Origin of the sequence: Microbacterium sp. cf332 (assembly GCF_900102175.1) — a bacterium.
Taxonomy (GTDB): Bacteria; Actinomycetota; Actinomycetes; order Actinomycetales; family Microbacteriaceae; genus Microbacterium.
In genome coordinates, this window is the sequence record NZ_FNKN01000002.1 from 165,970 (window position 1) to 191,537 (window position 25,568).

Annotated in this window: 29 protein-coding genes; 14 read left to right on the top strand and 15 right to left on the bottom strand. The window is 72.1% G+C overall.

From position 1 onward, the window contains the following. Positions 1-40 precede the first annotated feature (40 nt). A complete protein-coding gene (locus tag BLT21_RS07825) occupies positions 41-2,566 on the bottom strand; it encodes an ATP-dependent Clp protease ATP-binding subunit (RefSeq protein ID WP_091500881.1) in 2,526 nt (841 codons plus the stop codon). A 173-nt stretch (positions 2,567-2,739) separates the two neighbouring features. Here BLT21_RS07825 and BLT21_RS07830 point away from each other — a divergent pair, with 173 nt between their 5' ends. The 4 genes from BLT21_RS07830 (at position 2,740) to BLT21_RS07845 (ending at position 4,758) form a co-directional block, all read left to right on the top strand. Then, positions 2,740-3,501 (top strand): hypothetical protein, encoded by a 762-nt coding sequence (locus tag BLT21_RS07830; RefSeq protein ID WP_091500882.1) that lies wholly within the window; start codon positions 2,740-2,742, stop codon positions 3,499-3,501. Further along, a complete protein-coding gene (locus tag BLT21_RS07835) occupies positions 3,501-4,097 on the top strand; it encodes a DUF2975 domain-containing protein (protein ID WP_091500883.1) in 597 nt (198 codons plus the stop codon). The genes BLT21_RS07830 and BLT21_RS07835 overlap by 1 nt, the downstream gene beginning before the upstream one ends. Then, positions 4,094-4,324 (top strand): helix-turn-helix domain-containing protein, encoded by a 231-nt coding sequence (locus BLT21_RS07840; RefSeq protein ID WP_091500884.1) that lies wholly within the window; start codon positions 4,094-4,096, stop codon positions 4,322-4,324. Before BLT21_RS07835 ends, BLT21_RS07840 begins: the two co-directional genes overlap by 4 nt. Positions 4,325-4,512: 188 nt before the next feature. Then, positions 4,513-4,758 (top strand): hypothetical protein, encoded by a 246-nt coding sequence (locus tag BLT21_RS07845; RefSeq protein WP_143024955.1) that lies wholly within the window; start codon positions 4,513-4,515, stop codon positions 4,756-4,758. Positions 4,759-4,782: 24 nt separating this feature from the next. Here BLT21_RS07845 and BLT21_RS07850 read toward each other — a convergent pair whose 3' ends face one another. Together BLT21_RS07850 and BLT21_RS07855 are read right to left on the bottom strand one after the other, a co-directional pair. Next, a complete protein-coding gene (locus tag BLT21_RS07850) occupies positions 4,783-5,667 on the bottom strand; it encodes an SDR family oxidoreductase (protein WP_091500886.1) in 885 nt (294 codons plus the stop codon). Between the two features lie 131 nt (positions 5,668-5,798). Further along, complete coding sequence (locus BLT21_RS07855) at positions 5,799-6,551, bottom strand: DeoR/GlpR family DNA-binding transcription regulator (protein ID WP_091500887.1); 753 nt, start codon at positions 6,549-6,551, stop codon at positions 5,799-5,801. A gap of 45 nt (positions 6,552-6,596) precedes the next feature. Between BLT21_RS07855 and BLT21_RS07860 the strand changes: the two genes are divergently transcribed. The 3 genes from BLT21_RS07860 (at position 6,597) to BLT21_RS07870 (ending at position 8,604) form a co-directional block, all read left to right on the top strand. Beyond that, positions 6,597-6,998, top strand: a complete 402-nt coding sequence (locus BLT21_RS07860; RefSeq protein WP_176786841.1) for a DUF4406 domain-containing protein — start codon at positions 6,597-6,599, stop codon at positions 6,996-6,998. Positions 6,999-7,047: 49 nt separating this feature from the next. Beyond that, the gene (locus BLT21_RS07865) at positions 7,048-7,560 is read left to right on the top strand and encodes a septum formation family protein (RefSeq protein WP_176786842.1); all 513 of its coding nucleotides are present in this window, start codon (positions 7,048-7,050) and stop codon (positions 7,558-7,560) included. Between the two features lie 81 nt (positions 7,561-7,641). Beyond that, positions 7,642-8,604, top strand: a complete 963-nt coding sequence (locus tag BLT21_RS07870) for an NAD-dependent epimerase/dehydratase family protein (RefSeq protein WP_091500890.1) — start codon at positions 7,642-7,644, stop codon at positions 8,602-8,604. Positions 8,605-8,661: 57 nt separating this feature from the next. Here BLT21_RS07870 and BLT21_RS07875 read toward each other — a convergent pair whose 3' ends face one another. Then, a complete protein-coding gene (locus BLT21_RS07875; protein WP_091500891.1) occupies positions 8,662-9,078 on the bottom strand; it encodes an arsenate reductase ArsC in 417 nt (138 codons plus the stop codon). Between the two features lie 81 nt (positions 9,079-9,159). Between BLT21_RS07875 and BLT21_RS07880 the strand changes: the two genes are divergently transcribed. The 6 genes from BLT21_RS07880 to BLT21_RS07905 all read left to right on the top strand — a co-directional run bounded on the left by BLT21_RS07880 (position 9,160) and on the right by BLT21_RS07905 (position 12,985). Continuing rightward, positions 9,160-9,534 (top strand): GntR family transcriptional regulator, encoded by a 375-nt coding sequence (locus tag BLT21_RS07880; RefSeq protein ID WP_256335989.1) that lies wholly within the window; start codon positions 9,160-9,162, stop codon positions 9,532-9,534. Beyond that, positions 9,531-10,382, top strand: coding sequence for an ATP-binding cassette domain-containing protein (locus BLT21_RS07885; protein WP_091500893.1), 852 nt, complete (start codon positions 9,531-9,533; stop codon positions 10,380-10,382). Before BLT21_RS07880 ends, BLT21_RS07885 begins: the two co-directional genes overlap by 4 nt. Then, positions 10,379-11,029, top strand: coding sequence for an ABC-2 transporter permease (locus tag BLT21_RS07890; protein ID WP_091500894.1), 651 nt, complete (start codon positions 10,379-10,381; stop codon positions 11,027-11,029). The genes BLT21_RS07885 and BLT21_RS07890 overlap by 4 nt, the downstream gene beginning before the upstream one ends. 24 nt (positions 11,030-11,053) lie before the next feature. Next, entirely contained in the window at positions 11,054-11,662 is a 609-nt protein-coding gene (locus tag BLT21_RS07895; RefSeq protein ID WP_091500895.1) for a pyridoxamine 5'-phosphate oxidase family protein, read from the top strand. A 5-nt stretch (positions 11,663-11,667) separates the two neighbouring features. Further along, entirely contained in the window at positions 11,668-12,210 is a 543-nt protein-coding gene (locus tag BLT21_RS07900; protein WP_091500896.1) for a putative immunity protein, read from the top strand. Positions 12,211-12,337: 127 nt separating this feature from the next. Then, positions 12,338-12,985, top strand: a complete 648-nt coding sequence (locus tag BLT21_RS07905) for a TetR/AcrR family transcriptional regulator (RefSeq protein WP_091500897.1) — start codon at positions 12,338-12,340, stop codon at positions 12,983-12,985. A 108-nt stretch (positions 12,986-13,093) separates the two neighbouring features. Here the strand turns inward: BLT21_RS07905 and BLT21_RS07910 are convergent, their stop codons facing one another. From BLT21_RS07910 to murQ, 5 genes are all read right to left on the bottom strand, one after another. Continuing rightward, complete coding sequence (locus BLT21_RS07910) at positions 13,094-13,495, bottom strand: VOC family protein (protein ID WP_091500898.1); 402 nt, start codon at positions 13,493-13,495, stop codon at positions 13,094-13,096. Between the two features lie 156 nt (positions 13,496-13,651). After that, a complete protein-coding gene (locus tag BLT21_RS07915; protein ID WP_256335990.1) occupies positions 13,652-14,425 on the bottom strand; it encodes a phosphotransferase in 774 nt (257 codons plus the stop codon). A 105-nt stretch (positions 14,426-14,530) separates the two neighbouring features. Continuing rightward, positions 14,531-15,613 carry a MupG family TIM beta-alpha barrel fold protein gene (locus BLT21_RS07920; protein ID WP_091500899.1) on the bottom strand — a complete coding sequence of 361 codons (1,083 nt, stop codon included), beginning with the start codon at positions 15,611-15,613 and terminating at the stop codon, positions 14,531-14,533. Positions 15,614-15,629: 16 nt separating this feature from the next. Next, positions 15,630-17,165, bottom strand: a complete 1,536-nt coding sequence (locus tag BLT21_RS07925) for a PTS transporter subunit EIIC (protein WP_091500900.1) — start codon at positions 17,163-17,165, stop codon at positions 15,630-15,632. Between the two features lie 115 nt (positions 17,166-17,280). After that, positions 17,281-18,186, bottom strand: coding sequence for an N-acetylmuramic acid 6-phosphate etherase (gene murQ, locus BLT21_RS07930; protein ID WP_256335991.1), 906 nt, complete (start codon positions 18,184-18,186; stop codon positions 17,281-17,283). A 102-nt stretch (positions 18,187-18,288) separates the two neighbouring features. Between murQ and BLT21_RS07935 the strand changes: the two genes are divergently transcribed. Beyond that, positions 18,289-19,167: a MurR/RpiR family transcriptional regulator gene (locus tag BLT21_RS07935; protein WP_091500901.1), complete on the top strand. Its 879-nt coding sequence runs from the start codon at positions 18,289-18,291 to the stop codon at positions 19,165-19,167. A gap of 104 nt (positions 19,168-19,271) precedes the next feature. On the opposite strand, the gene BLT21_RS07940 is transcribed toward BLT21_RS07935, so the two are convergent. The 6 genes from BLT21_RS07940 to BLT21_RS07965 are packed head-to-tail and all read right to left on the bottom strand — an operon-like array spanning position 19,272 to position 25,524. After that, positions 19,272-20,801, bottom strand: coding sequence for an aldehyde dehydrogenase (NADP(+)) (locus tag BLT21_RS07940; protein WP_091500902.1), 1,530 nt, complete (start codon positions 20,799-20,801; stop codon positions 19,272-19,274). Beyond that, the gene (locus BLT21_RS07945) at positions 20,798-22,327 is read right to left on the bottom strand and encodes an FAD-dependent oxidoreductase (RefSeq protein WP_091500903.1); all 1,530 of its coding nucleotides are present in this window, start codon (positions 22,325-22,327) and stop codon (positions 20,798-20,800) included. The genes BLT21_RS07940 and BLT21_RS07945 overlap by 4 nt, the downstream gene beginning before the upstream one ends. Further along, complete coding sequence (locus BLT21_RS07950; protein ID WP_091500904.1) at positions 22,324-22,656, bottom strand: (2Fe-2S)-binding protein; 333 nt, start codon at positions 22,654-22,656, stop codon at positions 22,324-22,326. The genes BLT21_RS07945 and BLT21_RS07950 overlap by 4 nt, the downstream gene beginning before the upstream one ends. Beyond that, positions 22,653-23,819: an NAD(P)/FAD-dependent oxidoreductase gene (locus tag BLT21_RS07955; RefSeq protein WP_091500905.1), complete on the bottom strand. Its 1,167-nt coding sequence runs from the start codon at positions 23,817-23,819 to the stop codon at positions 22,653-22,655. The genes BLT21_RS07950 and BLT21_RS07955 overlap by 4 nt, the downstream gene beginning before the upstream one ends. Then, positions 23,816-24,526 (bottom strand): GntR family transcriptional regulator, encoded by a 711-nt coding sequence (locus tag BLT21_RS07960; protein WP_091500906.1) that lies wholly within the window; start codon positions 24,524-24,526, stop codon positions 23,816-23,818. Before BLT21_RS07960 ends, BLT21_RS07955 begins: the two co-directional genes overlap by 4 nt. Continuing rightward, a complete protein-coding gene (locus tag BLT21_RS07965; protein ID WP_091500907.1) occupies positions 24,523-25,524 on the bottom strand; it encodes a proline racemase family protein in 1,002 nt (333 codons plus the stop codon). Before BLT21_RS07965 ends, BLT21_RS07960 begins: the two co-directional genes overlap by 4 nt. Positions 25,525-25,568: the final 44 nt, after the last annotated feature.

Below are 25,568 nucleotides of genomic sequence, written 5' to 3' on the forward strand. Positions count from 1 at the left end.
CATCCGCCCCTCCGTGTGTCCGTCGCTCGCGCGATCCCGGTCAGTCGCCGCTCGCGGCGATGTCGGGGGTCGCGGCGATCTCGCCCGCGGCGCCGACGCCCACAGCGACCTTGCCCTCGCGGGGTGCCGTCTCGAACACGAACTTCGTTCCCTCGGTGTCGACCTTGACGTGGTCGCCCGCGTTGAGCTGGCCGTGCAGGATCTTCTCACTGAGCTGGTCCTCGACCTCGCGCTGCATCGCACGGCGCAGCGGCCGGGCGCCGAGCGTCGGGTCGAAACCGATCTCGATGAGGCGGTCCTTCGCGGAGTCCGAGAGCTCGACGGTCATGTCGCGGTCGAGCAGACGGTCGCTCAGGCGCTTCGTGAACAGGTCGACGATCTGGCGGAGCTCGGACTTGTTCAGCTGCGGGAAGACGATGACGTCGTCGACGCGGTTGAGGAACTCGGGCTTGAAGTGCCGCTTGAGCTCCTCGTCGACCTTGCCCTTCATCCGCTCGTAGCTGGTCTGCGCGTTGCCCTCGACCTGGAAGCCGACCGGACCACCGGCGATCGCCGACGAGCCGAGGTTCGTCGTCATGATGATCACGGTGTTCTTGAAGTCGACGATGCGGCCCTGACCGTCCGTCAGACGTCCCTCTTCGAGGATCTGCAGGAGCGAGTTGAAGATGTCGGGGTGGGCCTTCTCGATCTCGTCGAAGAGCACGACCGAGAACGGCTTGCGGCGCACCTTCTCGGTGAGCTGGCCACCCTCCTCGAACCCGACGAATCCGGGAGGGGCGCCGAACAGGCGCGAGACCGTGTGCTTCTCACCGAACTCCGACATGTCGAGCGAGATCAGCGCGCCCTCGTCGTCGAAGAGGAACTCGGCGAGCGCCTTGGCCAGCTCCGTCTTACCGACACCGGTCGGACCGGCGAAGATGAACGAGCCCGAGGGCCGCTTGGGGTCCTTCAGACCGGCCCGCTGGCGGCGGATGGTGCGCGAGAGGGCCGCGATGGCCTCTTCCTGGCCGACGACGCGCTGGTGCAGCGCCTTCTCCATGAAGACGAGACGGCTGGTCTCCTCCTCGGTCAGCTTGAACACCGGGATGCCGGTGGCCTGGGCGAGCACTTCGGCGATGAGGCCTTCGTCGACCACCGCGTGCGACGCCACGTCGCCCGAACGCCACTGCTTCTCGAGGCGCAGCCGCTCGGCGAGCAGCGACTTCTCCTCGTCGCGCAGCGACGCGGCCTTCTCGAAGTCCTGCTCCTCGCTCGCGCGCTCCTTGTCCTCGCGGACCTTCGCGATCTTCTCGTCGAACTCGCGAAGCTCCGGCGGCGACGACAGGATCGACAGGCGAAGACGGGCGCCGGCCTCGTCGATCAGGTCGATGGCCTTGTCGGGAAGGAAGCGGTCGCTCACGTACCGGTCGGCGAGGTTCGCCGCGGCGACGAGCGCGCCGTCGGTGATCTGCACCTTGTGGTGCGCCTCGTAGCGGTCGCGCAGACCCTTCAGGATGTTGATCGCGTGAGGGATGCTGGGCTCGCCGACCTGGATCGGCTGGAACCGGCGCTCGAGGGCGGCGTCCTTCTCGAAGTGCTTGCGGTACTCGTCGAGGGTCGTGGCGCCGATCGTCTGGAGCTCGCCGCGAGCGAGCAGCGGCTTGAGGATCGAGGCGGCGTCGATCGCGCCCTCGGCCGCACCGGCTCCGACGAGCGAGTGGATCTCGTCGATGAAGACGATGATGTCGCCGCGGGTGCGGATCTCCTTCGTGACCTTCTTCAGGCGCTCCTCGAAGTCACCGCGGTAGCGGGAACCGGCGATGAGCGAGCCGAGGTCGAGCGAGTAGACCTGCTTGTCCTTGAGCGTCTCGGGGACATCGCCCTTGACGATCGCCTGGGCGAGACCCTCGACGACGGCGGTCTTGCCGACGCCGGGCTCACCGATCAGCACGGGGTTGTTCTTGGAGCGGCGCGAGAGGATCTGCATGACCCGCTCGATCTCCTTCTCGCGGCCGATCACCGGGTCGAGCTTGTTGTCGCGCGCGGCCTGGGTGAGGTTGCGTCCGAACTGGTCGAGCACGGCCGATCCGCCCTGGGGCGCCTGCGCCTGTTCGCCCGCCCCGACGGTCGCGCCGGCGGGCTCCTTGCCCTGGTAGCCGCTGAGCAGCTGGATGACCTGCTGGCGGACCTTGTTCAGGTCGGCGCCGAGCTTGACCAGCACCTGAGCCGCGACGCCCTCGCCCTCGCGGATGAGGCCGAGCAGGATGTGCTCGGTGCCGATGTAGTTGTGTCCGAGCTGCAGCGCTTCGCGCAGCGACAGCTCGAGCACCTTCTTCGCACGCGGCGTGAACGGGATGTGACCGGTGGGCTGCTGCTGGCCCTGGCCGATGATGTCCTGGACCTGCTCGCGCACCGCGTCGAGCGAGATGCCCAGGCTCTCGAGGGCCTTGGCGGCAACGCCTTCTCCCTCGTGGATCAGACCGAGGAGGATGTGCTCGGTCCCGATGTAGTTGTGGTTGAGCATCTTCGCCTCTTCTTGGGCGAGCACGACCACGCGACGGGCACGATCCGTGAATCTCTCGAACATCGTCAGCCTCCTTCGAGCGCCGGGAGTCCGGGCGCTTACGAAAGAGAGTAACCAGGCGGGGATACGGGTATGCCCGTGTTCGCCGTCGGCATAGCGCCGCCGGGCTTGCATCCGGGAGCCGCGGAACATAACGTTTGTCGATAATAACGATGATCGATAAGTAGAGGATGCGGATGTCGAACGTCTGGGCGGTCGGTCAGATCGTCGTCGTCGCAGGGATCGCCCTCGCCATCGCCGCCGCGCTGTTCGCGACGGCCGCGGCCCGGGCCCGTCGGCGGGGCGACCCGTCTCCGGTGGTGAGTCTCGCGCTGACGCTGTCCGCGCTGTGGGCGGTGTTCAGCCTCCTCGGGGCGATCGTCTCGGTGGTCCAGAACCTCGCGGCCGACGCACCGCGGATGAGTGTCCCCGTCGCGCCGTTCTGGCCGGAGCTCCTCCCCGGCGTCGTCATCGACACCGGGCCGACGGCGCAGGTCGCCGGCGGCGGGTTCTCGGTCGCCGAGGTGGACGTCGCGGGGATCAGCCCGCTCGCGCGCGGTCTGTGGACGACCGGCCAGGCGCTGTGGTCGCTGATCCCCGCGGCGGTCGCCGCGCTCATCGCCGTCGCGTGCTTCCAGCTGCTCGCCGGACGCGCCTTCGATCGCATCATCGTGCGGATGACGATGGCGACGGCGGTGATCGTCGCGGCGGGCGGCACCGCGGCGCAGCTGCTCTCCGACATCTCGGGCAGCATGGCGTCCCGGGAACTCTTCGAACGGGTCAGCGCCCACTGGACCGACATCCCCGGCATCGAGGATCCGCTGGCTTGGTGGCCGTCAGCCACGCTCGACATCACCCTGCCGTTCTGGCCGATCGCCGCCGGCCTCGGCCTCGCGGCGCTCGCCGCCGTCTTCCGCTACGGTTCGCGGCTGCAGCGCGACACCCAGGGACTGGTGTGATGAGCTCGTCCGAGCCGGCCTCCTGGCGCACCGGGGCACTCGACCTCCTCCTCTACACGGTCGCCGTCGCCATCGGTGCCGTCGGCTGGGCCGCATTCCGGATCGCCCGGATCGCAGGCGCCACGGGCCCGCGGGTGAGCGTGCCCGCGACCGACATCGTGTCGTTCGGCGGCGAGGACGCGACGGCCTCCGGCTTCGTCGACGTGACCGTCCTCGCTCCCGCCACCGATGCGCTCGGGCGCACCTGGCTCATCCTGGCGACGCTTCTCGTCGCCGTCGCGATCGTCGTGGCGATGCGCTCGCTCATGCTCATCGCGCTCGCCGTCCGCCGCGGCGAGGTCTTCAGCAGGCGGACGACACGGGCCCTGACGACGATCGGCGCGGCCCTCACCGCGACCGCGTTCGGCTGGCCGGTCCTCGACGGGCTCGGCCGCGAGCGGGCGCTCGACTCGTTGGGGGTGCCGTTCGAACCGCTTCACGTGATGGACCTGATCCCGCTGGCACCGGTCTTCGTCGCCGCACTCGCCGCGGCCGTGCTCGCCACTGCCTTCGCGCACGGCGAGCGCCTGCGGCGCGACACGGAGGGACTGGTGTGAGCCCTGCGGACGACGAGGGCCCGAGCGGAGTCCACTGCCGGCTCGACGAACTGCTCGCCGAGCGAGGGATGACGCTCACGCGCCTCTCCGAGATCGTCGGCGTCTCGGTAGTCAACCTCTCCGTGCTCAAGAACGACCGTGCCCGCGCCATCCGCTACTCGACGCTCTCGGCGATCTGCCGGGCGCTCGACTGCGAGATCGGCGACCTCCTCGTGCGCGCCGACTGAACGGCGCGGACGGCCGGGCCGCGTGCGCCCGACGGACACGCAGGACGCGCGCGATGACACGCAAGTCGGCTGTCTCGCCCACGCGTTCCGATCGCACCGCGGCGACGGCCGAGCCTCCCCTGCGAGCCTCGGATCGGAGCTGTGCGCGTGGCTGCGCGCGCCCGCTCTCACGGAGAGAGGGGTGCCGCGTGCCGCACGAAGAAGCGCCCACGTCGCGAGTGACGTCGACGGAGCCGGGCCCACGGTGGATCACGACGGCGACCGCGGCCGTCTGGGGACTGACGATCATATTTCTCCGCCTGTCGACGTTCTGGCTGGGCCCCTCACTGCTCATCTGTCTCGTCATCGTCGGGGGCCTGATCCACCGTCGGCGCGAGCGGTTCCGCGACGACCGCCGATTCCGGACCTCGCGGGCGGACGACGCCCCGGCATGACCGTCCGCGCGACGGCGGTCGCCCTCAGCCGAGCAGACTGAACCCGCCATCGCTCGTGATGACCTGTCCGACCATCCATCGGCCCGCGGGGGTGCAGAGCCAGGCGATCAGCTCGGCGGGATCGGTCGGACGCCCGACACGACCGAAGGGCGTGCTCGCGAGGTAGGCATCGAGGGCATCGAGCGACCGGTCGGTCGTATCGGGGTCGAGGTAGCCGGTGTTCACCGGGCCCGGGTTGAGCGTGTTGAGGATCACACCCAGCTCGAGCAGCTCCGCCGCGACCGACGCCGTGACTCCGGCGAGCGCGGCCTTGCTCGTGGCGTATGCGATCTCGCCGATCATCGGCCCGTGGATCTGGCCCGAGGTCATCCATACGACGTGACCGCGCGGAGCATCGTACGGCTTGCCGCCGGCGATGCGGTCTCCCGGCCGACGGGGCGATGCAGGCACCGCGGTGAAGCGGCGCGCGAAAGCCGCGGTCAGCAGCAGCGTCGCCCGGGCGTTGACGTCCCAGAAGGCGTCGAGACGCGCGGGCGTCATGTCGAGGATGCTGCCGTCATCGCCGCTCTTGGCGTGGTTGCAGACGAGGATGTCGAGCCCGCCGCTCGCCTGGGCTGCGGCTTCGACGAGTTCCTCCGCGGCGGTGGGGGCGGAGAGATCGGCCGCGAGGTCGGTGAGCACCGCGTCGCCGACGAGGTGTTCGCGGAGGCCGGCGCGCACGGCGTCGAGGTCGTCGCCGCCCCAGGGGAGGTCGAGGTCGTGCGGGCGGTGGTGGTGGATGACGATGCCGGCTCCGAGACCGGCGAGCTTCGCGGCGACGGCGAAGCCGATGCCGCGGCGGCGCGAGACGCCGGTGACGAGGGCGGTCTTCCCGGTGAGGGGAAGCGCGTGGACGGCGGACGAGTTCATGGGCAAGCCTTTCGATCGCGTCGACGTCGACGCGCGGATGGGGATCGAGAGCGACTCACCGGCATTGCATGCGGCACAGCCTAGCGACGGCGGGCGATCACGTCACCCGATCGGATGCCGTGGGACTCGTCTCACGCGCGCAGCAGCGGCATCCCGGCCGCCTCGAGTGCTCGCAGGCCGCTCGCCGACGCGCCGGTGTCGACCACGACCCCCGTGACGGCGTCGACGGGCAGCACGGCGAACGGCGAGACCGCGCCGATCTTCTCCTCGCTGCCCAGGACGTACGTCTCCGCCGCCCGTTCGGCGAGAACGCGTTTCATCGCCGCCTCGTCCGCATCACCCGTCGTCAGTCCCGCCTCGGCGTGGATGCCGGTGACCCCCAGCAGGAACCGGTCGGCGCGCACCCGCTGGGCGGCCTCGACGGCGGCGGCCCCGCTCGCGACGGCGGAGTGCTTGAACAGGCGCCCTCCGATGATGATGACCTCCGCCGCGTGGTCGAGCAGTGCGGCCGCCACGGTGGGGCTGTGCGTGACGATCGTGCAGGCGAGTGAGGGGTCGAGGGCTCGCACCGTCGCGAGCGCGGTCGTCCCACCATCGATGATGACCGTGCTGCCGGGTTCGATGAGCCCCGCCGCGAAACGGGCGACCCGCTGCTTGCTCTCGGTGGCCACACTCTGCCGTGCGGCGTAGGCGACGACGGCGGGCGACGCGGGCACGGCCCCGCCGTAGACGCGCGTGGCCAGGCCGGCGGCGTCCAGCTCTCGCAGGTCGCGCCGGATGCTGTCCTCGGAGATGCCGAGCTCGGCGGCGAGCTCCTTGGCGACGATGCGGCCGTCGGCGCGGAGGCGCGCGAGCAGGAGATCTTTGCGGGCGGCGGCAAGCATTCCGACTCCTTCACGTTGTTGCACGTTTATGCATACTATCGAATCATGACTGACACACTCATGATCCTCATCGCCGGCCCGTACGCGTCGGGCACGGGCGGCGATCCGGCGCTCATGCGGCGCAACCTCGGCCGCCTCGAAGAGGCGGCCTGGCCGTTGTTCGCCGCCGGGCACATCCCCATGATCGGCGAATGGGTCGCACTCCCCGTGCTCTCGAGTGCGGGCGCGAGCGGCCCGACGGATCCCCTCGCCGAGCGCGTGATGTACCCCGTGGCGCACCGGCTGCTGCAGCGATGCGACGCGGTCCTGCGCCTCTCGGGCGAGTCCCGGGGAGCGGACCAGGACGTCGCGATCGCCCGAGAGCGCGGCATCCCCGTGTACACCGCGCTCGAGGACGTACCGGGGGTGTCTCATCATCCGCTCGACGCGCACGGAACATTCAGCTGAATCATCAGGATTTCCCAGGAACGGCGCGATCTGGATAGAGTCGTTCGACGTGAACATTGGTCGTCGCCTCCTCGCCCTGCCCGCCGCCGCCATCGCCGTCGCCCTTCTCGCGACCGGCTGCTCCACGCTGAACGCGTTCTCCGGAGGGGCCGAGGCCCCGGTCCGCGACGAGTCCGGCGCGATCGCCGAATCGAACGAGAGCACGGACGTCTTCGCCATCCGCGTCGGCGATTGCATGCTCTTCTCGGACTCGGACGCCACCGAGGTCACGGAGGCGCCCACCGTGCCCTGCTCGGACCCGCACGACCTCGAGGCGTTCTACGCCGAGGACATCACGGGCGACGATTTCCCCGGGATCGAGGGCGCGCAGGCACAGGCCGAGCAGGTCTGCGCCGACGCGTTCTCGACCTTCGTCGGCACGGCGTACGAGGAGTCGGTGCTCGACTTCAACTACTACGTCCCCACCGCTGGCAGCTGGGACGCGGGAGACCGCGAGATCCTCTGCCTCATCGGTGACCCGCAGGGCCAGGTGACCGGCACGCTCAAGGCCGCCGCGCGCTGACGTCCGAGCGCCCCACGAATCGCCTTCTGCCCGTAGCGGACGCCCGTCCGCTACGGGCAGTCGTCTGTGTTGACTGGACACATGCGACGCGTACTGGTCCTCGGAGGCACCGGCTGGCTGGGACGGACGGTGGTGGAGCGACTCGTCTCGGACGGCGACGACGTCACATGCCTCGCCCGCGGCGAGTCGGGCGGGGTGCCCGCCGGGGCGCGCCTGGTCGCGGTCGATCGGCGCTCGGACGACGCGTACGCTGCGGTCCACGGCGACTGGGACGAGGTCGTCGAGATCGCCTACGAGCCCGACCTGGTCGGCCCGGCACTCGACGCTCTGGCTGCCCGCGCCGCGCACTGGACGCTCATCTCGAGCGTTTCGGCCTACGCCGGCAACACCGAGCCCGGTGCCGGCGAGACCGCCGCCCTCGTCGAGCCCGAGGACCTCAGCCGCTACCCAGACGCGAAGGTCGCCGCCGAGAGGGCGAGCGCCCGTCGGCTCGGCGACCGCCTCCTGATCGCGCGCCCCGGGCTGATCGTCGGACCCGGCGACCCCAGCGACCGGTTCGGCTACTGGCCCGCCCGCTTCACCCGTCCGGGGCCGGTTCTGGCCCCCTCGACGACCGGGCGGCACGTGCAGGTCATCGATGTGGACGACCTCGCCACGTGGATCGCCGCCGCCGCACGCGACGACGTGACCGGCACGGTCAACGCGGTCGGCGCCATCGTGCCCATGCGCGACGCCTTCTGCTCGATCGCGGAGATCGCAGGGTTCGGCGGCGACGTCGTCGAGGTGTCCGATGACACGCTGCAGGCCCACGACGTGCGCTACTGGGCCGGCCCCCGCTCGCTGCCGCTCTGGCTCCCCTCTACCGAGATCGGCTTCGCGCAGCGGTCGGGCCGTCGCTTCCTCGAGACCGGCGGACACCTCACGCCCCTCGCGGACACCGCAGCCAAGGTCCTGTCCGACGAGATGTCGCGGGGCGTCGCACGCGATCGCCGATCGGGGTTGAGCCCGGTCGACGAGGCGGTCGTCCTCGCCTCGGCGCGCTGACCACGGCGACGACGATCCTGCCGCCCGCGTCGCTCGGCGGTCAGATCAGCGCGGCGGTCAGATCAGCTCGGCGACCAGCCGCCGGATGCGGTCGCGGATCTCGTCGCGGATGGGGCGGACCGCCGCGATGCCCTGACCTGCGGGATCGTCGAGCTTCCAGTCCTCGTAGCGCTTCCCCGGAAAGTAGGGGCATGCGTCGCCGCACCCCATCGTGATGACGACGTCGGACGCCTGCACAGCCTCGGTCGTCAGCACCTTCGGCTGCTCAGCGGTGATGTCGATGCCGAGTTCGGCCATGGCCTCGACCGCTACCGGGTTGATCCGCTCCGCGGGCATCGAGCCGGCGGAGCGGACCTCGATGCGATCGCCGGCGATCTCACGAAGGAAGCCGGCCGCCATCTGCGAGCGCCCCGCGTTGTGCACGCACACGAAGAGCACGGTCGGCGTCGCATCGGAGGGCAGCGCACCAGTCATGCGCCGATGATACTCGGCGCCCCTTCCCTTCCCGCTCACGAGCCGCTACTGTTATGGTGTGTATATACAGCAGGTGACACGTTGAGGATCGTCCTCTCCACCGACTCGTCGACACCGATCTACGAGCAGGTCAAGGGGCAGGTCCGCGCCGCGATCCTCGCGGGCGACGCTGCGCCGGGAACGACCCTGCCGTCGTTGCGACAGCTCGCGGCCGACCTCCGGGTCAGCGTCATCACGATCACCCGCGCATACAACGACCTCGTCGCGGAAGGACTCGTGCGCAACGAGCACGGCCGCGGCTTCGTCGTCCTCGACGTCGATCCGCAGAGGGCGACGGCGGCCCTCCGCGGCCGTGTCGACGCCGCGCTGCGGGAGCTCCTTGCCGCCGCGCGAGACGCCCGGCTGACATCCGACGACATCCACCGACTGATCGATGAGACCTGGAGGGACTCATGACAGACGACCTGGCACGACTCGACCGCATCCGCATCCACCGGCCGTCCTTCGAGGTCGCCGACGTCTCGCTGCGCCTCCCGCGCGGCAGCGTCGTCGGCCTCGTCGGACCGAACGGGGCGGGCAAGACCACCATCATCCGCGCGCTGCTCGGTCTCGTCGCCCTCGATGGCGGCACCGCAGAAGTGCTCGGACACCCCGCCGGCGCACCCGAGGCCCGGGTACGCACGGGCGTCGTGCTCGACCGGCCCACGGCGGCACCCGAGTGGCGCGTGGCGAGCATCGGACGACGGCTGGCCCCGTTCTACGCCGGCTGGGACGAGGCGCGCTTCGTCGACCTGCTCGACCGGCTGCACGTTCCGCGGGAGCGTCGCGTCGGCGACCTCTCGCGCGGTCAGGGCGTCAAGCTGGCCCTCGCGACCGCGCTGGCCCAGCATCCGCGCCTGCTCGTGCTCGACGAGCCGTCGAGCGGACTCGACCCCGCCTCGCGTCGGGAGATCGTCGACGTGATCCGCGAGTTCATGGTCTCGCCCGAGAACGCCACCCTGTTCTCCACCCACATCACCACCGACCTCGACGATCTGGCCGACGACCTGGTCGTCGTGGTCGACGGGCGGATCGCGCACCAGGGCACCCTGCCCGACACCCGCGACGAGTTCGCCGTGGCCCGCGGCGCGGGACCGGTGCCCCGGTCCGGGCTGATCGGACCTCAGACATCGGGCGCGCAGTGGTCGGGTCTGATCCGAGCCGCCGACACGGCGGACTTCGGCGCGGACGTCGTGATCGACTCCGCCAGCCTCGACGACATCGTCATCCATCTCGCCGCCGCGAACGAGAGGACCCCCGCATGAGCACCGTCGCCTTCACCCGCTTCGACCTGCAGACCTGGCTGCCCCGCAAGCAGAGCCTGCTGCCGCTCGCATTCATCATCGTCGTCGGGGTCGCCGTTCCGGTTCCGGGCACCGCCGTGCTCGCCGCAGCGTTCGTCACCTCCTTCATGATCTCCGCTCCGTTCCTGTCGGACGAACGCGGCGGTCTCGACACGCTCTACGGCATCCTCCCGATCTCGCGTGCGCGCGTCGTCGCCGGTCGGACGACTGCGCTCGTCATCTACTACGTCATCTGCTGCGTCGTCGCGATCGTGACGACGGTGGGCGTGGCCTCGGTTCGGGGCAATCCCCTTCCCGCGGGGCTCCTCGGGCTCGTCGCGGTCGCGCTGGCGGCCGGGTTCGCCTTCGTCGGGCTCGCGCTCGCCCTGCAGCTGCCGGTGCTGTTCCGCGTCGGCTACACCCGCGGGCGTCTGGTCGCCTACGCCCCCGCCCTGGTGGTCGCCGCGCTCCTCTGGCTCAACCAGCTCACCGGCGCGGTCGAGATCACCTCGGAACTGACCGTCCCGGTCGGTGCGGTGATCGCGACGGCGATCGGTGTCGGCCTCGGCGGGCTGCTCGTCGGAGCATTCCTCGCCGGGCGGGTGTACCGGGCTCGCGAGATCCGGTGACGTCGCATCCGACAGGATGAGGGTATGACCTCTGCTCTGGGCGATTGGCTGCGGTCGCAGCCGTCGCTGACCGGCTCGCCGCCCGCGTTCGACGTCTCCGCACTGCCCGCCTCGCCGGCGGCGCTCTTCGAGGCTTGGATCCGCGAGGCGGCGGCCGCGGGCGTTCCCGAGCCGCACGCGGCGACGCTCGCGACCGCCGACGCGGACGGCCGCCCCGACGCGCGCACCCTCATCCTCAAAGACCTCGACGATCGGGGATGGGCCTTCGCGAGCACGCGATCCTCGGCCAAGGGCGCGCAGCTCGCGGCCAACCCCGCCGCCGCTCTCGACTTCTGGTGGCAGCCCCTGATGCGGGCCGTGCGGGTGCGCGGTGCCGTCTCGGAGGCGACCGCGGCAGACACGGCCGCCGACCTCGCCGCCCGATCAGCGGAGGCTCGACGGGGCGTCGCTCCGGGCGACTGGGCCCTCTGGCGCATCGAGGCCGACCGAGTCGAGTTCTGGCAGGGTGCCGCAGATCGCCGGCACGTCCGCGTCGTCTACGAGCGCGACGGCGCCGCGTGGCGACACAGTCCCCTGCACCACCCGGAGGCTCCCGGCGACAGCCCCGGCATGGACCTCCGCGTGGGCGGCTGAGCGGCATGGCTTCCCCCCAGTCGCTCACCGAGCACGACCGCCGTCTCGTCGCGGCGTGGGCCGCGGACTGCGCCGATCACGTGCTGCCGCTCTTCGAGGCAGCGGCGCCGGACGACGACCGGCCCCGCGACGCGATCGCCCGGGCTCGCGCCTACGCCCGGGGCGAGCTCGACTCGGCGGGCGAGATCCGCCGACGGTTCGTTGCCGGGCGAGCCGCCACGACGGCGTCGGATGCTGCCGCGATCGCCGCGGCACGCTCCGCCGCTCAGGCTGCCGGCGTGGCGCATATGGGCGCCCACGCTCTCGGGGCGGCGGGCTACGCGGCCGCGGCGGCCGAGCTCGCACAGCCCGGTGCCCTTCGGGACGAGGTCGCGCGACAGATCGAACGGATGCCCCCGGACGTGCGCTCCGCCCTGGCTCTCCTCCCCCGCGTCGGCGAGCACCCGTCCGGGCCGCTCGCGGCGGGCGGGCTCCTGGCGCGCGGGGCCGTCGGCACCGCCATCCGGTCCCTCCAGGCCGCGATCGGCAGCACGGATCCGGAGGCATAGCCCGCCGCAAGCCCTGGTCACCCGCTCGCGATTCCCGGCGGCTGATCCCCGCGGTTCGGCCGCGGTGCCGACATCCGGTTCGCGAGGGCGGTCGACAGCGCACGCCGCGGGACGGGAGGATGAAAACATGCCGAGCGCAACAAAAACGCCCCGCACCACCGCCCGAGGTCCCTACGCGAAGAGCGCGCGCACGCGAACGCTCATCCTGGACGCCGCGTTCGCCGTCTTCGCGGGGGCGGGCTATCGCAGCGGGTCGCTGCGGGAGATCGCCGAGCGCGTCGACATGAGCGAGGCAGGGCTGCTCCACCACTTCCGCAACAAGGCCGAGCTGCTGCTCGCCGTGCTCGACCACCGCGACGAGCTCGCGCGCGCCCAGTTCGAGTTCGGTGCGCACTCGGGCCGCGAGTCGCTGGCGGACCTCGTCGCGCTCGCCGACTACAACGCCACGATCCCCGGGGTGATCGAGCTGTTCTGCACGCTCTCCGCGGAGTCGACCTCGCCGGACCATCCGGCGCACGACTACTTCCGCCGTCGCTACGAGCAGTCCCGGCAGATCGTCGTCGACGCGCTCTCGGTCATCGCCGCGGACGGCGGGCTGCGCACGGGGGTCGACATCGCCAGCGCCGCGGCGCGCTCCATCGCCGTGTGGGACGGCTTGCAGATCCAATGGCTGCTCGACCGTTCGACGCTCGACATGGCCGACGAACTGCGCGCCTGCTTCGACGAGTTCTTGCTCGACGCCCTCCCGGCCCCCCGTCGCACCCCCGACGCCTGACGGCCCCGCTATGGGGTCGACTCGCCAGATTCTGCGGGTGTGGGGGCTGATGGACCCGCCTTTCTTGGCGAGTCGACGGTGCGGTGCGGGGCGGGGCGGGGCGGCGGGTCAGGCGGGGGTGAAGCCGATGAGCCAGGTGAGGCCGAAGCGGTCGCGCACCTGGCCGTCGTAGTCACCCCACCCCCGGAGCTGCAGCGGGTCGACCACCGTGCCGCCCGCCGCGAGCGCGTCGAACCACGCGCGCGAGGTGGGCTCGTCGGCCGCGCCGAGCAGCGCGAGCAGGATGCCGGCCGGGCGCGGCGCGACGTCCTCGCCGGCGGCCGCGTCGGCGCCGAACAGGTCGACCGCGCCGCGCAGCTCTCCGTGCGCGATAAGGTCGGCGTCGCCGTCATCCCGCCCGAAATCGCTGAAGGTGTGGAGCTGCAGGTCGCCGCCGAAGACGGATCGGTAGAAGCGCAGGGCCTCGGCGGCGTCGCCGCCGAAGTGGACGTAGGGCACCGGTGCGGGCATGCCCGAACGCTACGCGCTGTCTCCCGGCGCCGCCAGCCTCCTCTGTCCCCCGTCGACTCGCCAGATCTTGTGGATGCGGGAGCCCGCGCATCCGCAGAACGTGGCGAGTCGACGATGGGGGCGGAGGCCCGGGGCGGAGGGCGGAGGCCGGGCGGGTCAGGACAGCGCTCGAGCCCAGGCGAGCCGATGCCGGTCCACGAAGTCGTGGACCGCGGCCCAGTATGCGCCGTGCCCCTCGACGAACATCGTCGCCCAGGGCTCGCGTCCGGCTCGATGCGAGGTCTCGAGCAGCGCGTGCATCGCGGCGACGCGCTCGGTCATCTCGTCGGGCAGCGCGCCGCGCAGTACGGCGGACGCGCCGTAGCCGTCGACGAAGGCGCGCAGGCGTCCGGCGGCGACGTCCACGTCATCGCCGGGGTCGCCGAGCGCGAAGGACTGCGCGGCGTACGCGAGGTCCCACACGCGCGTGCTCGGCGCCGCGGCATCCCAGTCGATGAAGACCCAGCGCTCGCCCAGCACGAGGTTCCACGGGGCGTGGTCGTTGTGACAGACCAGTTCGGCGCCCGGAGCGGCGATCGCGGTCTCCCACCGCGCGTCGTCCGCGGGGGTGAATTCGGCAGCGGCATCGTGGATGCGGCGCACCATCGCGCCGACCCGGTGCAGCTGCGCCCGGTCGAGGGGCCCCGCGTCGATCGCGAGCGGGCCGTCGACGAACTCCGTGACCTGCCGGCCCCGCTCGTCGCGGCCCCGCGGCTCCGGGGCGTCGATCCCCTGGACCCGGAGCGCGTCGACGAACGCGACGACGCTCGGGGTCGACGCCGTCCACGCCTTGCGCACCGTGTCTCCGACGCGGACGACGCTCCCGCTCGCGTTGCCGCCCGCGAGCTGCTCCTCGCCCGCTTCCCCCGGCACCCGCCGCTCGTTCTGCACCCGCCCGATGCTAGCCCCGACCCATCCGTCGACTCGCCACGAACTGCGGATGCCGGGCGCCCCAAACCAGCTATTCCTGGCGAGTCGACGCCGGCCGCGAGGCCCTCAGGCCTCGAAGGGGACGAGGCGCACGGTCTGACCGGGACGCAGGTCGTCGACGATGCCCCGATAGGGCGCGGCGACCTCGCCGATGCGAGCCTGCCCGGCGTCGAGAGGACGATCCGCTCGCATGAGGTGCACTTCGCCCCGATACCGCCCATAGGCCTCGAGGTCGACCTGCAGGCTGCCCCGCTCGCGCACATCCGCGTTGCGAACGCGCGACGGTCGGATGCCGCCGCGTGTCTCATCGAGCCGGAAGGATGCCGCCGCCTCCTCGACCCGCAGCCGCCAGGGCCGATCGAGCAGCACGGATGCCGCGGCGTCCAGCCCCACGACCGGCAGGGTCACCGCGCCGGTGCGCTCGAACTCGGCGATCCACGCAGCGTGGTCGTCGGCCACCGCACCCTCGGCGCAGACGACGACCGCCTCGGGGACGAGCCGCCGAAGCTGCAGGTACGAACGCCAGGCGTTGCGGTGCCGCTGCTCCTCGAGCGTCGGCAGGCCGAGGTGCAGGGGCGCGCGCCACTCGCGTTCGCCGGGGAGGAACGCGAGCACCGGCATCCCCCGATCGAGGAACAGCCGCGACTGCGCAACGAGGAACCGCTCGGTCAGTCCGGTCTCGGGCCGCGGATAGAAGTTGTGCCACCCGACGACCGGCAGCCCCGCGAGGTCGTCGAGGAACCGCTGGTCGACGGTGCTGGCGTTGACGGCGATGCGGCACCCCGACGCCTCGGCGACCTGACGGATCTCGTCGGCGTCGAACCCGTAGTCGAGCCGCAGCATCGTGACGCCGCGGCGAGCGAGCCAGCTCCACCCCTCGTCGCCCCCCGCGACGTGTTCGAGCGCGGCCGGCGAGACGTCGGCGCAGAACGTCAGTCGGTCGTCGTCGTGCGCCGCGCGCAGCACGTCGCCGAACGCTGCGAGCTCACCGGTGTCGACCATATGCAGCGACGTGAACAGCATCCGCCCGTCGACGGGGTCTCCGGAGCCCGCGGAACCGCCCGGCGCGGCCGCGGTCGTCGCGAGCACCTGATCGATGACGTCCCGCCGCGTCCGTGCGGCGTCGGTGGGATAGATCGAGAACAGCATCCGGCGGCTCCCTGTCTCAGCCGAGCCGCTCGACCATGTGCTCCTTGAACCCGAAGAACCAGGTCAGGACGAAGCCCATGATGTACGAGATGACGAGGCCCCCGACGTACCAGAGCCACGCACCGTCGGTGATGACGGCGGTCATCAGCACGCCCGAGAGGCCGAGCGCCCCGGCCCCGAAACCACCCGTCGCCTGGATGCCGAAGGCCACGAAGGCGCCGCCGAATCCGCCGCCGAGGCACGCGGTGATGAGGGGGTAGAACAGTGGCAGCGAGACGCCGTAGATGAGCGGCTCCCCGACCCCCAGCACTCCGATGGGTAGAGCGGCACGGATGATGTTCTTCAACCGGGTGCTCTTGGTCTTCAGGAAGATCGCGATCGCCATGCCGACCTCGCCCGCGCCCGCCATCGCGAGCACCGGCAGCAGCTCGGTGAAGCCGTGGTCCGTGATGAGCTGGGCGTGGATCGGCGTCAGCCCCTGGTGGATGCCGAGCATGACGAGCGGCAGGAACAGCGACGACAGCAGGTATCCGCCGACGACGCCACCGCGCTCGAGGGCGAAGTCGATGAGCAGCCAGTTGATGCCCTGCATGAGCAGACCGGAGATCGGCATGATCACGAAGATGCAGATGACGGCGCCGGCGAGCAGCGTCACGACCGGCACGACGAACAGGTCGGCCCAGGCCGGCACGCGCTTGCGGATCCACTTCTCGATCACGGTGAACAGCCAGGCCGTGACCATCACGCCGATGATGCCGCCGAGCGCGGGCTTGAGCTCGCCGAAGAGCGGGAGCACGAGCGGCTGCGCGGGCGTGACCGTGCCGTCGGCGGCGGTCGTCGCGGCGATCCCGGCAAGCGCCGGAAGGTACGAGATGGCACCCGCGATGAGGCCCAGCACGGGGGTGCCGCCGAACTCCTTCGCCGTGTTCAGTCCCACGATGAGGTTGAGCGAGGCGACCACGATCGTGCCGAGTGCCGCGAAGACGAGGAACCAGGCGTTGGTCGCGACGCTCGGGTCGATGAGCTTCCAGATGTTGCCGATGGCCACGACGAGTCCGCACGCGATGAACCCCGGGATGATGGGCACGAAGATGTTCGCGATGTGCCGGAAGAGCCCGTGAACGCGCGAGGTGTGCCGCGACTTCACCTTCTGCGTGTTCTGCTGCTGCAGCGTGCGCAGGTCGGTCGCCGCGTCGACGGGCTCGCCTGCGCCGGAAGCCCGCGCGCCCGCGGCCCGGCTCCCCGCCGCAGCTGCCGCGATGTCGGCGACCTCGTCCGCCGGGTCGTCCACGGGGGCCGCGGCGGGGGCGTCCACCACCTCGGCGAAGGCGTCGCGCAGGCGCTGAGCGTGACCGGGACCGACGACGACCTGCAGCTGCGGCCCGTCCACGACGCCCATGACGCCGGTGAGGCGCCGGAGCGCGGCGACATCCGCCTGCGACGGATCGTGCAGGTTGAGTCGCAGCCGCGTCATGCAGTTCGTGTACGAGGCGATGTTCTGCGATCCTCCGACGAGCGGCAGGATCTCCTGGCTGAGTTCGGGGTAGTCCACGGTGAGTCCTTCCGGCGGACGGGTCGGGTTCGGGATGACGCGGGTGCGGAGCGGGGTGGTGAAGTGGGGACCGGCTGGGTCGCGGCCGGGCGGGGCTGGGTAGGGGTCTGTGGCGTCAGGTGCGGGGGCGCACGGCCTCGCGGACGAAGCCGGCGCCGGCGATGAGGCGGTCGCGCGCGGTCTCGGCGTCGACGCCGCAGAGGATCGCGACGATCGCGGTCTTGGCGTGCCCGTCGGCGTCATCGAGGGCCCGGCGCGCGGTCTCGGCGTCGCAGTCGGTGGCCGCCTGCACGATGCGCCGGGCGCGGGCGACGAGCTTCTCGTTGCTGGGCCGGACATCGACCATGAGGTTGCCGTAGACCTTCCCGAGCCGCACCATCGTGGCCGTCGAGATCATGTTGAGCACGAGCTTCTGACTCGTCCCGGCTTTCAATCGCGTCGAGCCGGTCAGCACCTCGGGGCCGTTGTCGATCTCGATCGCGACATCCGCATGGCCGCTGATTTCGGCGTCCGGGCTGCACGAGATGGCGACGGTAGACGCGCCCGCCGCGCGTGCGTGGTCGAGCGCGCCCAGCACGTAGGGGGTGCGGCCGGACGCGGCGATCCCGACGACCACGTCGCGGTCGGTGAGCCCGATGGTGACGAGGTCGTCGACACCCAGCTGCCGAGAGTCCTCGGCACCCTCGACCGCGCGGAACATGGCCTGGTGCCCGCCGGCGAGGAGCCCCACGACCTGGTCGGGATCGGTGCCGAAGGTGGGCGGGCACTCGGCGGCATCGAGCACGCCGAGACGGCCGCTCGTTCCCGCGCCCAGGTAGACGAGTCGACCGCCGGACGAGATCGCGGCCACCGCGAGATCGACGGCTCGTGCGATCTGCGGGACGGCGACGGCAACGGCGACGGGGACACCGGCATCCTCGTCGTTCATGACACGGAGGATCTCGGTCACGGACATGGCGTCGAGGCCGCCGGTGAGCGGGTTGGCGGTCTCCGTCGCCGGCGTCGGATGCGCGGTGGTCACAGAAGCTCCTCGGGTCGTGGCACTTTCTTTCAGACACAGTGGACTTTGAGGAATCTTTTGTCAAGAGCTGTGGAAGACTGAATCGACTTCCCGAGGAGGCACATGGACGGCGACGTCCTCGAAGCGATCCGAGCGATCATCCCGCGCCTGCGCCCCGCCGAGGTCCAGGTCGCGCAGGCGGTACTCGACGACCCGTCGTCGGCGGTCAGCGCGACCGTCACGACTCTCGCGGAGCGCGCCTCCGTCTCGCAGGCGTCGGTCGTGCGGTTCGCCAAGAGCCTCGGCTTCGCGGGGTACCCGGCATTCCGGGTCGAGCTCGCGCAGGAGGTGTCTCGGCGAGCCGTCGAGCTCGAGCGCTCGAACATCGCCGAGGGCGAGCTGAACCCCTCGGACACCCCCGCCGAGATGGTCGCGAAGGTGGCGTTCCACGAGGCGCGGACGATCGAGCAGACCGGACGGATGCTCGACCTCGACGCCCTCGAGCGCATCGCTCACGCCATCGCGGAGAGCGACCGCGTCGTGACCTTCGGCGTCGGTGCCTCGGGGCTCGCGGCGGCCGATCTGGCGCAGAAGCTGCAGCGCATCGGCATCATGTGCCTGAGCTCGCACGACACCCACGTGCAGCTCGTCCACGCCGCACTGGCCGATGATCGCACCACCGCGATCGCGTTCTCGTTCAGCGGCGGGACGATCGACGTGCTGCACGCGGTCGAGGTCGCCGCGGGCGCCGGCGCCTTCACCGTCGCCATCACGAACGACACCGACTCCCCCCTCGCCCGTGCAGCATCCGCGACGCTGCGGACCCCGGCGCGCGAGGCGACGCTGCGGGCGGCGGCGCTCGCGAGCCGGATGGCGCAGCTCGCCGTCGCCGACTTCGTCTTCATCCGCGTCGCCCAGCTGCGCTACCCCGACCTCGATGCGGCGCTCAGCGCCACCCGCGCCGCCGTCGGCGCCCAGCACCTCGCCCCCCGCCCCCGCTAGCCCCCTCCGTCGACTCGCCAAGATCTGCGGATCCGGGCGTGCCGACATCCGCAGATCTTGGCGAGTCGACGGGACCCGGCGGGGACCGGCGGGGCCGGCGGGGGTCAGGGCTGGAGGACGCCGTCGATGCGGCGGGGGATGCCGAGGGGGTTGGCGTCCTGGAGAGCAGCGGGCAGCAGGACGTCGGGGACGTTCTGGTACGCGACGGGGCGCAGGAACCGGGTGATGGCGGCCGTTCCGACGGATGTCGCCCCCACCGCCGTCGTCGCGGGGTACGGGCCACCGTGCTGCTGCGCCCACGTCACGGACACCCCGGTCGGCCACTGGTTCCACAACACGCGCCCGGCCTTCGTCGCCAGCACGGGGAGCAGCTCGGCGGCGACCGCGTCGCCCTCGTCCCCGACGATCGTGGCGGTGAGCTGGCCGTCGAGCAGCTTCGCCACGGCCACGAGCTCCGACTCGTCGTCGTACTCGGCCACGAGCGCGGCGGGCCCGAACATCTCCGAGACGAGGGCGTCGGGGTCGGCCACGACGGCGGCGGCGGTCGTCCGCAGCAGCACCGGCGCCGGGTCCCCGGCATCCGCCCCCTCCGCATCCACGTGCACGGTCGGCGCGCCGTCCGCGCCCCGCGCCCCCACGAGCGGCCCCACGCCGTCGTGCGCGGCGGTGGCGTCGACCGAACGACGGAAGCCGGCGGCGATCGAGGAGTTCAGCAGCGGCGCCGGCGCCGGCAGCACCGTCGCGGTGAGCGCGTCGACGACAGCCGACCCCGCCGGCACGAGCAGCAGCCCCGGCTTGGTGCACAGCTGGCCCGCGCTGCCGGTGACGGAGGCGACGAACTGCTCCGCGATCTCCGTCGCGCGCGCCCGGGCCGCCCCCGGCGTCACGAAGGCCGGGTTGACGCTGCCGAGCTCGCCGTAGAACGGGATGGGCTCGGGACGTGACATCGCGATGTCGAAGAGCGCTCGCCCGCCGGCGATCGAGCCGGTGAACGCGGCGGCACGCACGTCGGGATGCCGCAGGGCGTGCACACCGGCGTCGATGCCGTGCACGACCGTGAAGATGCCCGCGGGTGCTCCCGCCGCGGCGAGGGACGCGGCGACGATCTCGCCGGTGAGGTCGGAGAGATGCGGGTGTCCGGGATGCGCTTTCAGGACGACCGCGTTGCCCGCCGCGAGTGCGCTGGCGGTGTCGCCGCCGGCCACGGAGAACGCGAACGGGAAGTTGCTCGCCGCGAAGACGAGGACCGTGCCGATGCCCTCGAGCTGACGCCGGATGTCGGGACGCGGCGCCCCCATGGGATAGTCGGCGACCGCGTGGTCGATGCGCGCGTCGAGCCACGAACCCTCGGCGAGCACGTCGGCGAACAGCCGCAGCTGGAATGTCGTGCGGGTCAGTTCGCCGCGCAGCCGCGCCTCGGTCAGGTGGGTCTCCCGACGCGCGAGGAGCACGAGGTCGTCCGCACGCGCATCGAGCCCCTCGGCCACGGCCCGCAGCGCCTCGCCGCGCACCGCGATCGTCGCCGCGCGCCAGGCGGTCGACGCATCGACGGCGAGGCCGAGGAAGGCGTCGAGCTCGGCGATCGGCGTGTCGGCGACGGGTGTCGCGGTGGTGGGGGCTGCTGCGGTGCTCATGAGCGTTCCTTCCGGGGAGACAGGTCTGCGGGGCCAGCGGGCTCCGCGAGCGCGGCGAGATCCGCGACGCGGACGGGTGTGCCGATGGGCCGACGGACGAGAGGCTCGACGTCGACCGCCCGTCGGGTCCGCCCGGTCTCGTGCGCGACGAGGCAGGAGAGCGCGAAGCCGCACACCCGCCCCTGGCACATGCCCATTCCCGGCCGTGCGGTCACGCGCACGTCCCGCGCGTCGTCGGCGGCGAGGTCGGTCACGGTGGCGCGGACCGCCGACAGCGGTACCTCCTCGCACCGGCAGACGAGGGTGTCGTCGCGAAGCCAGGTCGCCCACTGCTCGGGAACGGGACTCGCCCGGTGCATCCCGACGGCGAAGCTCCGACCGCGCGCGAGCCGCCGACGCAGCCGACGCGCCGTCGCGGCGGAAATCGCGAGCCCCGCGTCGACGGCCGCCGCGAGGGCGGCCAGCTCACCCTCGGCGCACGATTGCACGGCACCGCCGATGCCGGTCACCTCGCCGGCGGCGTACAGCCCGGTGACGCTCGTGCGCTGGTCGACGTCGACGACAGCCACGAGCGACCCGTCGACGTCGATGCGGGTCTCGGCGCCGGCACCCACCACGAGTTCGATCTGCGGGGTGAAGCCCCAGCCGAAGGCGACGAGGTCGACGTCGGCGGTGCGCTCCGTGCCCGGTCGCACCCGTCCGGCGCTGTCCACGCGTGCGATCGTCGCGCCGGTCACGCGGCCCTCCCCCGTGACCGCCGTCACCACGGTGCGGGTGCGCACCGGGATGCGGTGGCGGACGAACGCCGCCGCGTACCCGGCTCCCTCGACGAGCTTGCCCGGCTCCTGCAGCGCGCGCAGCGGCGTCACCGCCCAGCGCGACAGCGCATTGGCCTCGCAGACGGCGACGACCTCGACGCCCGCCCGCACGAGCCCTGCGGCGACCGCGAGAAGGAACGGCCCCGTCCCCGCGACGACGGCGCGGCGCCCGGCCGCGACCTGGTCGGCCTTGAGCATCGCCTGCACACCGCCCGCCGCCATGACGCCGGGGAGCGTCCACCCCGGCACCGGCAGCTGACGGTCGTAGGCGCCGGGCGCGAGGACCACCCGCTCGGCGCGGATCGCGCGATCGTCGACAGCCGCGGCATCCGCACCGGCGACCGCGGTCGTCCGCAGCAGGAACCCGGACCGCGCGTCGCCGTCCATCCGCCACACCTGCCTCCCGGCGCGGTGGACGATGCGTCCCGCGTCGATGTGTCGACGGAGCCGCTCCCGCAGCCCCCGGTAACGAGCCCAGTGGTGGTGCCCGGTGTGCTCGGGCTCGGCGAACGCGTCGAGGTGCCACTCGTCGGGGTGGCGCCAGTACTGCCCGCCCGTCTGGATTCCGGCGTCGACGAGCACGACCCGCAGACCGGCCTCCGCGGCGACCACGGCGGCGGAGAGCCCCGCCGGGCCGGCCCCGATGACCGCGAGGTCTGCGGGGACGCCGGCAGCGGCCGGCTCGACCGCCCCGTCCGCGACGCTCACGAGTCCGTCCCCTCGGGCGCCGGCCGCGGCGCCGACCTCGCCGTGGGCGCCGGGAGGGGCGCGTCGGGGTCGTCGCTGCGGACATCCTGCCCCGGCCGCGCGCGAGTGACGCAGGCGCGCTGCGAGCGCAGGCCGTCGACGCTGAGCAGACAGTCGTAGCAGACCCCGATGCCGCAGAAGAGGCCGCGCGGTTCACCGCCGCCGCGGGTCGTGCGCCACGACACGACGCCGGATGCCGCGAGCGCGCCGCCCACCGTCTGCCCGGGGCGGAACGGCACAGTCCGGCCGTCGAAGCGGAAGGCGTCCTCGCTCGCCGTGTCCGGGCTCATGCGGCGCCCCTCTCCGCGAATCGCTCGGGCCGGAACGCGTCGAGCGGAAGGTCGGTCGGCTCGCCGCGCAGCGCCTGCACGATGAGAGCGGCCGTGCCGACGGAGAGTCCGATGCCGGCGCCCTCGTGTCCGGCGGCGTGCCAGAGCCCGGGAAGGCGGGCGTCGGGACCGATGACCGGCAGGTGGTCCGGGCAATAGGGCCGGAATCCCGAGTACGTGCGCAGGATCTGCACGTCGGCCAGCACGGGGAAGAGTTCGGCGCCCGCGCGCGCCACGCGGCCGACGGCCTCGGTCGAGAATGACGTGTCGAAGCCGACCCGCTCCCGACTCGCCCCCATCAGGATCGTGCCGCTGGGCGTGCCCTCGACGACCGACGACACCTGCAGCGCAGCATCCGACGACGCGACGTTCTGGACGTAGTCGGCCGCGTACACCTTGTGCCGCACCGTCACCGGCACCGGCTCGGTCACCAGGACGAACCCCCGCCGCGGCAGCACGGGCAGCTCGAGCCCGGCGAGCGCGGCGATCTCACCCGCCCACGGTCCGGCGCAGTTCACGACGACGCCCGCGTCGATGACGCCCGCGCTCGAGTCGACACCGATCGCCCGGCCCGAGCGGGTGCGGATGCCGGTGACCGTCACCCCCGTCATCAGTCGTGCCCCGCGGACGCGGGCGAGTCGCAAGAGATGGTGCGCGGCGAGCACCGGCTGCACCTGGGCGTCCTCCGGGTAGAAGACCCCGCCCGCCATCGCGGGATTGAGGTACGGCTCGACGCCGTGGAGCGCCACGATGTCGGGGACGTCGTCGGCGCGGATGCCGAGCGAGCGCTGGTGGTCGGCGAGCGCGTCGAGGGCCGTCTTGCCGGCCTCGCTCGCGGCCACCACGAGCCCGCCTTTCGCCTCGAACTCCCAGAGCGCGGCGTGCTCGGCGAGGGGGCCGCGCCAGATCCGCTGCGAGTGCAGGGCCAGCTCGAGCTCGGGACCGACCTCCTTGTCGGAGACCAGGAGATTGCCCTCGCACCGGCTCGTCGTGCCGGCCGCGATCGTGCCGCGCTCGACGACCGTGACCGAGAACCCGGCGGCGGTCGCGGCCTGCGCGACGGCGGCGCCGACGATGCCGGCCCCGATCACGAGGACGTCGGGACGTCCGGGGCGATCCGTCACGCGCCGACGCCCCCGCCCGCGGGATCCGGGCGCGACGGCGCCCGACCCGACCAGTCGGTCAGGACGTGCTCGATGTGCCGGTGCACGAGGTCGCGAGCTGCTGCCGCATCGCCGGCTTCGATCGCGTCGAGCATCAGGTCGTGCTCGTGGGCCGAGGCGACGAGGCGCCCCTGCTCGTGCAGTCCCGCCAGTCCGAACAGGCGCGTCTGCGAGCGGAGGCCCGCGACGAGGTCGACGAGGCGGGCGTTGTGCGCGTACCGCAGCAGTGCGAGGTGGAAGTCGCTGTCGGCAGCGAGGTACTCGACGAGGTCGCCCGACTCCGCACCCGCGACGATGGCCGCGGCCTTGCGCCGGAGATCGGGCAGCGCCGAGGCCGGGACGCGCGGGGTCGCACGCTCGACGGCGGGCGGCTCGAGCATCAGGCGCAGCTCGGTCACTTCGCGCAGGTCGCTCTCGGAGACCTCGGTGACCTGGAAGCCGCGGTTGGGCATCGTGACGACGAGCCCCTCGCGGGCGAGATCGAGCATCGCCTCGCGGATCGGAGTGGCCGAGACGCCGAACTGCTCGCCCAGGCTCGGCGCGGAGTACACCCGACCCGGCTGCAGCTCGCCGCTGATGACGGCCGCGCGGAGCGCGCGGGTGACGGTCGCACGGATGCTGGGCTGCTTGTCGAGCCGCACGACGTTCCGGACCTCGGGCGCGCTCACAGGACGAACCCCTCCGGGAAGGGGTCGGACGGGTCGAGCATGTACTGGGCGGTGCCGGTCACCCACGCCCGGCCGGTGACGGTCGGCACGACGGCGGGGATGCCGGCGACCTCCGTCTCGTCGACCAGCCTGCCGGTGAACGAGGTGCCGATGTACGACTCGTTGACGAAGTCGGTGTGCAGCGCGAGCTCGCCGCGCGCGTGGAGCTGCGCCATGCGGGCGCTGGTGCCGGTGCCGCAGGGCGACCGATCGAACCACCCGGGGTGGATGGCCATCGCGTGCCGCGAGTGCCGCGCGGTCGATCCCGGCGCCTCGAGGTACACATGGTGACAGCCGCGGATGGTGTCGTCGATCGGATGCACGGGGCTGTCGGCCTCGTCGACCGCGGCCATGATGGCCAGCCCCGCGCGCAGCAGGTCGTCCTTGCGCCCGCGCTCGAACGGCAGGCCGAGCTCAGCGAGACGCACGAACGCGTAGAAGTTCCCACCGAAGGCCAGGTCGTAGGTCACCGGCCCGAAACCGGGGACATCGATCGAGCGGCCGAGCGCGACGACGAACGAGGGTACGTTGCGGATGGTCACCCGCTCCGCATGCCCGTTTGCCACCTCGACCTCGGCGACGACGAGTCCCGCCGGGGTGTCGAGGCGAATCGTGGTGACCGGTTCGACCACGGGCACCATGCCGGTCTCGACGAGCACCGTGGCGACGCCGATCGTGCCGTGTCCGCACATCGGCAGACAGCCGGACACCTCGATGTAGAGCACGCCGACGTCGGCGTCCGGCCGGGTGGGCGGTTGCAGGATCGCGCCGCTCATCGCGCTGTGACCGCGCGGCTCGTTCATCAGCAGCCGGCGCAGTCCGTCGTTCTCGGCCATGAACCGCTGTCGGCGCTCCTCCATCGTCGCGCCGGGCAGGGTGCCCACGCCGCCGACGATCACACGCGTCGGCATCCCCTCGGTGTGGGAGTCGACGGCATGGAAGACGCGCGTCGTTCGCATGCGGAGCCTCTCGGTCGTCGGGCGGGTGGTGCTGAGATCCCCGG